Raw genomic sequence first — 11,236 nt, forward strand, 5'->3', positions numbered from 1 at the left:
TCATCCCCCTACCCTGTAATCCTCGCATTCCGTCATTCAGCAAAAGAGGATGCTCCGGTCCTGCTTGCAGCCGTCAAGGAGAGCCATGTGCGGTTTCTCCATGGGCGTGATGTTCTCTATTGGGCTGGTAATGCGACACTGTTTCTTTTTCCCCGTCTTGGTTTCATCGCCGTGCAGAACCGAAGTGCAAACAAGGAGGGGATGCAATACCTGAGGAAGAAATTGGCAAGACCCAGGAAAATTACAGACAGGGATCGCAAGTATGGCAATGTGGGCGATGGAAAGTGCAGGAGGGGTTACCATACTCCCCCTTTCTATCGGATACAGATATGCAAACTCCGGGGAGGATTGGGTATCCTCATTGCTAAAAAGGTGGGAACACCTAAGTGGTCTGACCGTTAAGGGAGATACACTTGCAGAGCAAATTATCAACACCATGGAGAGCATGCTCAGTGAGATAGCAAGGACTTATTCATTGGAAGACAATTCCCATCATTCCTTCACGCAACGCAGGGATATGATCTGTGAAGGATTGCTCTCTCTTGCCGAAGCAGAAGCTGGCCTGCAAGAAGCCCAAGGCTCCATCATTGACAGGCTCTATCGGGTTCGCTTCACAGGCAGTGATACGCTCTTCACCAGGGATGGTTCATTCGAGGAAAAGGAGAATGCAAAACGGTACCTCGTGAAGAACCAGATAGTTGATCTCCTTGAGTATCTCGATCCAGCATATCTAGAAGGTACGTACCAAACAGGGAGAGCGGCAGAGAGTGCCTTGAACCTCCTTGACTTGGGGAACAGAATGCAGGGAGGCACAATCGATACACGGTACTCACCGCGTGGGAAGCAAGCATTCCTACAAATGGGGAAGCCTATGCACTATAAAACTGAATTACGCTCCACGCTTGGAAGAAAGTCACAACAGAAGCAGATAATGCTCTCAGTCTCAAATGCGTTGCAAACATGCAGTGAAGAACTGGAGCAACTGCTTAGTTAATGGTCTGGGTAAGGGTGAATTCAATCGGCTTGCCTTGGTAGTATCCCCGTCTCTCCTCGGGCATCAGGGCAGCAAGATGCAGCATAATCTCATCGCCAAGCTTATCCCTTGTTTCTGCGTCCAATCGACCACCTTTCTGGATAATCTCAAAGGGCTTACCCACTTTGATCGTAATGACCGTTCGCCTTAGGCGCTTCATATTGGCTTTGGTCTTCTCAAAGCCCATAACCGCTACAGGTATCATGGGAGCATTCTTCTTGTGGGCGATGAATGCAACGCCACCCTTTCCCTTCTGGAGTGTCCCATCCTTGCTTCGGGTGCCCTCAGGAGCTATGGCCAGGATGTGGTTCTGGTCAAGGACCTTGAAACAGGCATCCATGGTAGCACGCCCCATGTTCTCCCGATCCACAGGAATACTTCCCCAGGTTTCCATCAGATATGCCATGAATTTGCTATTCCAAAGCTCTTGCTTAGCCATTGCATGGAGCTTCCTCGGCTGTAGATACCCATAGAGCATGGGTCCTTCAAGGTTTGATGTGTGGTTCACCATCATCAGAAGCGGTCCCTCCATGGGGACCTTTTTCAACTCACTGCGATCAATTTTGAAGCAAACTCGAAAAAAGGCACGCAGCAAGGCACTAATCATTTTCTCACGCATTTTCATTGGTCCATAGTAGCAGAGAGTGGGTCCACTGCCAAGATTATCGCTTGCGTATCAGGACCCAGATATAGGCAAAAACCAAGAGTGTTGCCGCTATTGCCATCAAGGTGAATGAGAGCAAGAGGGAGTGGGTGCTTCCGATCAGGCCAACCAGGGGGAAGATCATGATCATGAACAGGCTGTATGCCATGCTCTGGAAGCTGAGAATGGTAGCCCGGAACTTGGAGGGTATGAGCTTGTTCAAATAGCTGCTGATCGTAGGAGCCAACAAGCCTTCCATACAACCAAGAATGACATAGAAAGCCATGGTGTATGGCGTGAGGGCAATCCCCCACAGGCAGAGTGCAAGAAAGAGGGGACAGGCAACAAGGATCCCTGTCTCATTGATCTTTCTCTCGATGCGATGGGCATTGAGAGAGAAGAATGCGGCCAGCAATGCGTGGGCTGCATAGGCATACCCTATGGCATCAGGGAGGTACCCTTGGTCACTCCAGAAGTTCTGTAAATAGAAGAAGAGACTGATCATGAAAGCGAACAGGGACTCACTGAAGACAATAAGGAAGGCAATACGGGGTGTTTCCCGAAATACCTTCACGCTTGAGAAAATCTGGGTCTTCAGGGATTTCAGGATTCCAGAGAATAGTCCGCTTCTTGGTTCCTTCTCTATCTCGGGTTCCTTGAAGAACAGTGCCAGCAGAAAGGCAAGGAGATTGGTCAGGATGGTAAGCGAGAATGCATAGCCGTAGTCGAGGGTGGCAAGCAATCCACCCGCCAGGAATGCAACGACCGAGCATGATTGATAGAGCAGTTCATCCAATCCTTTTACCCTTAGATAGGAAGACTCCTGTCCATCGAGCAGCAGTGAGTCATAGAGCAAGGCATCCCCTGCCCCGGACTCGAGATTATATCCGAGTGCACTACAGATGAACCCCAGTACCTGGAGAGGGAAGGTAGGGGCAAGAAACATGATGGCAAGGCTTAGGGCACCGAACAACCTTCCTGAGAGGCGGCTTACTTTTCTCCCCCAGATATCAGCAACCGAACCTGTGGGAACTTCCATCAGGAAACTGGTAACATGGAAGATTGCCTCCAAGAGACCAAGTTGCACCAAGGAGAAGCCTTTTGACGCGAGATACATCATCCACAGCCCATGCGTAAAGGAGAGATTCATCAACGCAGTGAACCCATAGGAAAGTGGAATATTCCTTCTGTATTTTCTCTGTATCATCAAAGCTCTCCCCAAACCTTATCTATCATAGACTCGGCTAGGGTCGAGTGCAAGACGATAGACCAGAAAAAAATTTGAGATGCAACACAGAGAAATATTTTTATGGTACCATTAAGAAAATAGGAGTTTGAACATGGAAACACGGTATTTTGAAACATTGGACATTCACGCATCCCTTCTCGGGTTCGGCGCCATGCGCTTCCCCACTACCCGGGAGGGCAAGATTGACCGAAAGCGTTCATTGGCTATGCTGAAGGAAGCTTATGAAGCCGGGGTGAATTATTTTGATACCGCCTACCCCTATCATGGTGGGGAGAGTGAGCCGTTGGTAGGAGAATTTCTCTCCACCTTGGATAGAAGCAGCTTTTACGTTGCCACCAAGCTTCCCCAATGGTCGGTTAATTCTATAGATGATGCAAAACGGATATTCAATGAACAGCTTGAGAGACTACAACAGAGCTACATCGACTTCTATCTTATCCACTCAATCGACAAGAAAGCATTTGACCGGATGGTTGACCTTGGTGTGGTTGACTACCTGGAAGAGGAACAGAAAATGGGCCGCATCAAGCATTTGGGCTTCTCGTTCCACTCCATCTATGAGGATTTTGAGTATATCACCCACTACCGCCCCTGGGATTTCATCCAGATCCAGTATAATTATCTGGATACTGAAGAGCAGGCTGGAGACAAGGGCTATGAACTTTGCACAGAACTGGGCATACCCGTCATTGTGATGGAACCGATCAAGGGAGGCTCACTTGCTGGCCTGTCCCCAGACCTGGAGTCAAAGCTGAAGGCACTGGACCCTGATGCATCACCAGCTTCCTTTGCACTGAGGTGGGTAGCTGACCATCAGAATGTGAAGGTCATCCTCAGTGGCATGTCCACCGAGGAACAGGTCAGGGAGAACCTACAGACATTCTCCCCCTACAAACCGTTGAGTGAAAAAGAGAGAGCGGTACTGGAAGAGATTGGTAGCAGCATGAGAAGCCGCATCGGCAATGGCTGTACCGGCTGCAAGTACTGTATGCCCTGCCCCTTCGGTGTTGATATTCCCGGGAATTTTGCGCTCTGGAACAAGTACCGGATGTTCGACAACTATGAGGTGGTCAAGGACCAGTGGGAGAGCGAGAGCAGTGCTGACAAGCGACCTCCTGCCTGTACGGAGTGTGGTCAGTGCATTCCACTCTGCCCACAGCATATCGATATCCCTACTGATCTGAAACGGGTCCAGGAGGAGATGGAAGCTGCTCGAACAGCGTATTATCAAAAATAGCAACATCGTACCCTTTCAGAAGCCACGCTCAAAATACAGCGTGGCATTTCTTTGCAATAGGCATAACCATGATTATCTGTACTTTGTTCCGATAGCCGTGGATACTGAGTGAAAGGCAAATCAAATAGTTCATATGACCATGCAAGGGGGCCTTTCTGGGAATTGGTAGCAACTGCACTTCTGGAATCTGAAAAACTCTGGTTATTTGTCCTGGATTAAAACAGGGATATGAAGCACAAAGAGACTCGTCTTTTGTGGGCACTTACGCTATTGTTAGAACCATGAATATACAAGAACGCGCAAACGGCGCTCTGCTTGGTTTGTTTGTAGGCGATGGGTTTGGCAGTCAGTGTGACGGCCTCTCCATGGAAACACTCCAAGAAGAAGTCCAGGATACAATACAAGAGGTGTTCTCCCTCGAACACCTACGTAGTGACTGTGGCATCTCAGGGGAAGTGAGCGACTTGCCGCTTCTGCTTTCCATGAGCCTGTTGTCCAACCAAGGCCTGGATGCCGATCATTTCCATGCACTGGTCAATCGTTACCGTGAGGAGAGTGAAGAAGGGTTTCCCCTTCAGGAGTATCGAGCAGCGCTCCCTCTTTCTCTCATCGTAGCGATAGCAGGTGTCGAGTTGAAACAGAAACAGGTCAGGGAAATTGCCCTCACTACGGCAGCCCTTTTCTGTGAGGATTCTCTTGAAAAAGAGGCAGTAGTACTGCTTGCCCACTGTTTTCATCTTCTGATCAATGAAGAAGTCTTTGATGGGGAAAAACTTGTACACGACCTCTTCACACAACGCGGTGGCAAGAATCTGGATGAACAACTAACTGCACTGCTCTCCAGAGCAAGAAAGCCCAATCTCGTTGTTGCTGGAAACCATACATTGAAGGAGACGCTGCTTTTGGTGTTCCACACACTGCTGCACGCTCCCTCCTTTGAGGAAGGTATGAGTGACATTGCAAGGATGGGAGGGGATACTCGCCTATCTTGTGGCCTGTATGGAGCGTTGCAGGGTGCCCTTCAGGGACCGGAACTCTTTCCTGATAGCTGGATTGATGAACTTGTCTCCTCTTCTGCCCTTGAGCAGGCGATCAAGAAACAGACCCTGTTCAAACGAGAGACGATAAAGATGGAAAGGCTTGCCTTGACCATGAGTGAAAGACTGATGAACGCTTCAGTATTTGGGAGGTAACGATGGAGTACAAATCACTAGGGGGAACCGGTATCAAGGTTTCTGAGCTCTGCTTTGGGACCATGTCCTTCGGCGGAAGAGCAGACAAAAGCGAATCAGAGAAGATGTACAAGACCTGTAGAGCGGCAGGTATCAACTTCTTTGACTGTGCCGATGTCTATCAGAAGGGAGTTGCAGAGAGCTATCTCGGAGAATTTATTTCCCAAGAGCGTGACAAGGTTGTTATCACCACCAAGACGTATGGTGCTATGGGAGACGATGTCAACGAGAAGGGTTTGAACGCAAAACATATCCGGCTGGGAGTGGAAGCAAGCCTGAAACGTCTGAATACTGACTATGTGGATGTCCTGTTCCTCCACCATTTTGATCCGACTGTAAGAGAAGAGGAAACACTCCGGGCTGTTGACCGACTTGTCAGGGACGGCAAGGTACTCTCATTGGGAGTCAGCAACTTTGCTGCCTACCAGGTGGAAAGAATGCTTCACCTCACATCGATAAACCAATTCGCGCCGATCTCGGTCATCCAACCCATGTTCAACATTGCTAAGCGTATGGCTGAGGTTGAACTGCTCCCTATGGCTGCATATGAAGGGCTTGGGGTCATCACCTACAGTCCACTTGGAGGTGGACTGCTCACCGGCCGATACAAGGATGGCTATGCCAATGCCTCAGGAAGATTGGTCGAAAACCAGAACTACAACAAACGCTATGGCGGTCAGTTCTACGAGCAAGTTGCCCGTGAATACTCAGAGCTTTGCAGCAAGTGGGGAATCAATGAAGCGACTCTTGCCGTGGCTTGGGTAATGGCACACAAGCAGGTTACCGCCCCGATCATCGGAGCGGCTCATACCGAGCACTTGAAGCAGTCCCTACAGGCTGCATCCCTCACCCTTGAGCCTGAGCTCCTGAAGGCGATTGATGCAATCAGTCCACCACCGCCTCCGGCAACGGACAGGAGTGAGGAGCAATAGGACTTGTCTGAAGCAAGGTTGGATGGTCTCATCTTTCCAAGATATGAAAGATGAGAATACAACACATTTTCTGGAGGACCAAATCAATCATCTCCTCCAGGAACGCTTCAACATCCCTTCCCTCTACCCATTCCAGCAACTGGTAATCCAGCGCATCGTGGAAGAGGATAGTGAAGAGAGCAATCATGAAGGATCAGTGGTGGTACTCCCCACCGGTGGAGGCAAGAGTCTCTGCTTTATGCTTCCCTCCCTCCTCGTGGAAGGGATCACTGTCTTGGTCTATCCCTTGCTCTCCCTCATGCATGACCAGATCAGGCGCCTTGATGAGGTTTCCATCCCCTATATCTGCATACAGGGGGGCCAGAGCCATCAAGAGAGGAATCTTCTACTCGAGAAATTGAAAAACAAGGAAGCTAGAATCCTGGTAACCAATGCAGAGTGCCTTTCCCTGCCTGCTCTCATCAATACCCTCGCTCAGATGACCATCAGCCTCTTGGTCTTGGATGAAGCCCATACCATCATAAGCTGGGGAGAAGGGTTCCGCCCTGCCCTTGCTGCTGTCGGACCCATTATCCAGCACCTTCCGGTGCGGCAGGTCCTCTGCTTTACTGCTACAGCAGATGAGCGGGTGCTCCAGGGTTTGAACCGCCTGATATTTCCCATTACAAAACCTCACCTCATTCATGCAAGCAGCAACAGGACAAACATCACCTACCATGTCATCAGGACCCTGAGCAAGAACCAAAGTATAGCTGGACTGCTCAGTCAAGGAAATCTCCTGCCAGCCCTTGTCTTTTGCAGTACCCGGAAACTGACCGAGACGTCAGCCCATCGGCTCCTCTACGCACTTCCCAATCTTTCTGTCCGTTATTACCACGCAGGGCTTACCAAGGATGAGAGAAGATATCTGGAGAAGTGGTTCAACGAAACCGAAAACGGGGTACTGTTCGCAACAAAAGCCTTTGGGATGGGAATTGACGTTAAAGGAATCCGATGCGTCATACACCATGACCTGAGTGAGGATGTTCTCTCCTTCCTGCAGGAAAGTGGAAGAGCGGGAAGAGACGGAAAACCTGCACTCTCCATCAGCTTGCTTGATGGAAGAGAAAAACCTTCTCTCCTCGCTTCCATCCTGCAAAGCACTGAGCATTGCTTCCGAAAAGGCCTCTTGGAGGCAATGAATGAGCCATTTGAATTCTGCAGTGGGTGTGATGTTTGTAACGGTAGCATCTCACTGAAAAGACTGGGAGAGAGGGCAATCCTGATGAGTGTATTATCACACCCTTTTCACTTTTCCCCTTCATCCCTTGCTTCCATGCTTCAGGATACCAATGGGTGGTATTCCTATGGAGGTACACTCTCTTCATGGGGAATGCAGGAAGTACAGGAAGCTATCATGCTCCTGATCACTGAAGGAAAACTACATATGCTCAAACGACCCAAACGTAGGCTATATATAGATTACAAAGCAGTAGCGACACTCTTGACAACTATGCATTCATGGCTGAGGCTTAAGTATGAGAGTGCAAAAAAGAAGGCTGAAGAGAACCGGCCCCAGTTACCCTACCATGCCTCGTCCATTCCTCCCGATCAAGGAGATTCAAACCTCCAAGACAGCGCAGGATAAAAAGCAACAAGGAGAAGACGCCCTCTCATGGAAGAAGCTCTTCCTCCTACTGTAAAAGGGAACGTATAAGTTTCGGCAACACGGTGGTACAATCGGGTCGATTCCCTGCCAGGAGACCTAGCAACTTCTCTGCCGCCCTTCTATAGAGCTCACCACTCTGGATAGCAATACTCGCTACAGGAGCAGGGTATATACCGAATAGAGGGGATGCATCGTACCCTACCTTCGGTAGGTCTGTTTTGATGCGGAGCAAGAGAGAAAACAAGGCAATATCATTCACTGCTGCAATACCATCAATGGTCTTGGTATCAACAAGTTTTTGTACTCTCTGAGCAAGACTCTCCATGGCACAGGTTTCCCCAATCTCTGTAGATAACACCAATGCATCGGGATAGTACTCTTTAAAACCTGCAAGACGATCAGCATGAGGGACCACACTCTCGAGGTAGCCGGTGATGTAGAGTGGCCTTATCACACCACACTCTCTAAGATACTGGGCTTGCAGGGTTCCTCCATATCGATTGTCTGTTCTCACACAGCTCTGTACATCAGTATTTCCTGTTAGGTGATGGGCAAGCACGTAGGGAATAGTAATGGAAGAAAAGAGCGCTTCCTCCTCCTGTGTGTCAACATCATAGGCGAGGATACCATCACAGCGCATTGCAATCGCTTCCAGCTCACGCTGTGTTTCCACAGTATAGAATCGCATCTGCCAGGAACTTTTTGCCAACACTTCCTGCACCCCCTTGATCGCCCTACCGAAGAACCAGTCAAAGCTATCCAGATTTCCCCAGTAGTAGGACCTGTCCTTTTTCCTGAACTGGACAAAGGCAATGGTGCCGGTTCCACTCCTTCGCAATGTAGCGGCTGCACTGTTGGGCTCATACCCCAACTCTCTTGCTGCTTCCAATACCCGCTTTGCAAGTGATGGGGAGACCTTACCAGGATTGTTGTACACACGGGAGACGGTTGCACTGCTTACCCCTGCCTTATTTGCTACACTGTTCCTGGTTGCTCCCATCGATCATCCTTTTTTATTGACAAATGCTTGATACAGGGTTAGTGTACACGTGTACATTCAAGAACGCAAGTACATTTGCACTAAAGGAGCATATGATGGCCAGAAAGGAAGCAATACAGAAAGGCTTATTGCATACCGTGTATCCATCCCTCTATGGGAATTCGTTCCAAGCTGAAGACATGGATAAACGGTTCATCAGTTTGGTTGAAGAGCACACCAGCTTGTTCAAGGAACAGGATGTCAGTCTGTTCTCCACTGCTGGAAGAAGTGAGCTCGGTGGAAACCATACAGACCACAACCTGGGAAAAGTCATTGCTGCTACCATTAACCTGGATACCATCGCCGCAGTAAGCAAGCGAGATGACAACACAGTGGTCCTCACGAGTGAAGGATATCCTGAGGTCGTTGTACATCTTGATGAGCTTGAAATCGTTGAAGCGGAGAAAAACACCACCGAGGCACTGGTACGCGGTATTGCCTTTGCATTTAAGCAGCGTGGCCTCAATATTGGTGGTTGGCAGGCCAATACCACGAGCCGGGTACTCAAGGGCTCGGGGCTCTCCTCTTCTGCCGCAGTTGAGGTTCTCTGTGGAACCATTTTCAACCACCTCTACAATGCAGATGCTCTTTCCCCTGTTGATCTTGCGATCATGGGGAAGTTCAGCGAAAACAACTACTTCGGTAAACCCTCTGGCTTGATGGACCAGATGGCATGTGCCTATGGTGGTATCATAGGGATTGACTTTGCTGATGAGGAAAACCCGAAGATTGAGCCGGTGCACTACTCTTTCAGTGATCATGGCTACCAGTTGGTCATCGTGGACACCGGGGGAAATCATGCAGACCTTACCCCCGAGTATGCTGCAGTTCCCAAGGAGATGAAGGAAGTTGCTGCTCACTTTGGGGCAAAGCATCTCAGGGAGATCGATGAGACAAGCTTCTTCTCTCAGCTTCCCCATCTCAGAAAAACACTCCAGAATGACAGGGCACTGCTACGCTCCATTCACTTCTTTGAAGAGAACAAGCGAGTTGCCAATATGCTCATAGCTCTGGAGAACAAAAACATTGCATCATACCTGAAGGAAGTCAGAGCAAGCGGGGAGAGCTCCTTCTGCTTCCTGCAGAACCTCTACCCCTCTTTCTTCCCACAGGAACAGGGCCTTAGTCTGGCTATTGCCATGACCAAGAGCCTGTTGGGAAGTGATACAACTGTACGTGTCCATGGAGGAGGCTTTGCTGGTACCATCCAAGCCTACATACCCCTGGATAAGTATGAGTTCTATAAAGAACAGATGGAAGCAGTGTTTTCAGAAGGAAGTGTCACTCCCATTGCGATACGACAGAGAGAAAGCTGTTGTATTGCGGAATAAGAAAAAACGCTTCGATACCAGGCAAGCTTTTCACGAGCTTGCCTGACCTTGTACCATAACGGTGAGGATTACAAAAAAAGGCCATCACTCCCATTATCTAGCCCTTTGCATATTGGCTTCTTCGTTGTAGAATAGCCAATTATGGAGAGACTCATGGACATTGATAATCGTATTCACACCTACTTCCAAGCTGAGGCAGAAAGCTTGCAAGTAGAGAGCATCTATCTCGGGCTTGGTTACTCTGCAGTCATCTTGCAGGATGGACGTTGTGGACTCTGCTACACTCCAAAAGGGAGTGGAAATGGTTGTTCAGTAAACAAGAACAAGGATGAGTATGAAGGGTATCCTGCAATCAAACTACTTAAGAACATCAAGAAAGAGGACCCGCTAGGCAGAGCCATGGCAATTGCACTCTGCAATGCCTTGAACCAGGGCCACTCCCTCCTACAGGATGAGGATGACGGCAATCTGATACGAGACCTTAAGTTGAATACAGGAGACAATGTTGCCATGATCGGATACTTTGCTCCCATCGTCTCATACCTGGGGGAACATGGTATTACTGTTCGTGCTTACGATATTGGAAAGGAAGTTGGATCAAAGGATGATTTCTACCATTGGGCGGAGACAGAGAGCGATGCCTTGATCCTGACCGCCACCAGCCTGATCAACTCCTCCCTTGAGGAAGTGCTCAGTCATTTCGATGGGAACAGAATACCCACAGTCCTCATGGGACCTTCTACGATCATGGCCAAGGAAATCTACAGGGACCTTCCTATTGATCTACTGGCAGGTTCCACCGTATCCAATCGGGATGGTGTCATCAAGTCAATTCGCAATGGTCGGGGAACCCCCTACCTCCATAAGGACTGCAAGAAAGTTCGTCTTTACC

11 protein-coding genes are annotated in these 11,236 nt (G+C 49.2%); 8 read left to right on the forward strand and 3 right to left on the reverse strand.

All coding sequences use genetic code 11. From position 1 onward, the window contains the following. Window positions 1–402: hypothetical protein (locus tag AB7S66_RS08305; protein WP_428518977.1), on the forward strand; the 402-nt coding region annotated here is incomplete at its 5' end. Further along, entirely contained in the window at window positions 362–994 is a 633-nt protein-coding gene (locus tag AB7S66_RS08310; RefSeq protein ID WP_428518978.1) for a hypothetical protein, read from the forward strand. The genes AB7S66_RS08305 and AB7S66_RS08310, both read left to right, overlap by 41 nt. Here the strand turns inward: AB7S66_RS08310 and AB7S66_RS08315 are convergent. Together AB7S66_RS08315 and AB7S66_RS08320 are read right to left on the reverse strand one after the other, a co-directional pair. Continuing rightward, the gene (locus tag AB7S66_RS08315; RefSeq protein WP_428518979.1) at window positions 987–1,658 is read right to left on the reverse strand and encodes a lysophospholipid acyltransferase family protein; all 672 of its coding nucleotides are present in this window, start codon (window positions 1,656–1,658) and stop codon (window positions 987–989) included. The genes AB7S66_RS08310 and AB7S66_RS08315 overlap by 8 nt on opposite strands. A gap of 37 nt (window positions 1,659–1,695) precedes the next feature. Then, complete coding sequence (locus AB7S66_RS08320) at window positions 1,696–2,883, reverse strand: MFS transporter (protein ID WP_428518980.1); 1,188 nt, start codon at window positions 2,881–2,883, stop codon at window positions 1,696–1,698. A gap of 133 nt (window positions 2,884–3,016) precedes the next feature. Here AB7S66_RS08320 and AB7S66_RS08325 point away from each other — a divergent pair, with 133 nt between their 5' ends. The 4 genes from AB7S66_RS08325 (at window position 3,017) to AB7S66_RS08340 (ending at window position 7,953) form a co-directional block, all read left to right on the forward strand. Beyond that, window positions 3,017–4,162 carry an aldo/keto reductase gene (locus tag AB7S66_RS08325; RefSeq protein WP_428518981.1) on the forward strand — a complete coding sequence of 382 codons (1,146 nt, stop codon included), beginning with the start codon at window positions 3,017–3,019 and terminating at the stop codon, window positions 4,160–4,162. 281 nt (window positions 4,163–4,443) lie between these two features. After that, complete coding sequence (locus AB7S66_RS08330; RefSeq protein WP_428518982.1) at window positions 4,444–5,355, forward strand: ADP-ribosylglycohydrolase family protein; 912 nt, start codon at window positions 4,444–4,446, stop codon at window positions 5,353–5,355. 2 nt (window positions 5,356–5,357) lie between these two features. Further along, window positions 5,358–6,326 (forward strand): aldo/keto reductase, encoded by a 969-nt coding sequence (locus AB7S66_RS08335; protein WP_428518983.1) that lies wholly within the window; start codon window positions 5,358–5,360, stop codon window positions 6,324–6,326. A 43-nt stretch (window positions 6,327–6,369) separates the two neighbouring features. Beyond that, a complete protein-coding gene (locus AB7S66_RS08340) occupies window positions 6,370–7,953 on the forward strand; it encodes a RecQ family ATP-dependent DNA helicase (RefSeq protein ID WP_428518984.1) in 1,584 nt (527 codons plus the stop codon). Between the two features lie 46 nt (window positions 7,954–7,999). Here the strand turns inward: AB7S66_RS08340 and AB7S66_RS08345 are convergent, their stop codons facing one another. Beyond that, entirely contained in the window at window positions 8,000–8,974 is a 975-nt protein-coding gene (locus AB7S66_RS08345) for a LacI family DNA-binding transcriptional regulator (RefSeq protein ID WP_428518985.1), read from the reverse strand. Window positions 8,975–9,069: 95 nt separating this feature from the next. On the opposite strand from AB7S66_RS08345, the gene AB7S66_RS08350 reads away from it, so the two are divergent. Both AB7S66_RS08350 and AB7S66_RS08355 read left to right on the forward strand, forming a co-directional pair. After that, window positions 9,070–10,344, forward strand: coding sequence for a galactokinase (locus AB7S66_RS08350; protein ID WP_428518986.1), 1,275 nt, complete (start codon window positions 9,070–9,072; stop codon window positions 10,342–10,344). Window positions 10,345–10,497: 153 nt separating this feature from the next. Next, the coding region (locus AB7S66_RS08355) for a Rossmann-like domain-containing protein (protein ID WP_428518987.1) at window positions 10,498–11,236 on the forward strand (739 nt) is incomplete at its 3' end.

It is taken from the genome of Sphaerochaeta sp., assembly GCF_050178175.1.
GTDB lineage: Bacteria > Spirochaetota > Spirochaetia > Sphaerochaetales > Sphaerochaetaceae > Sphaerochaeta.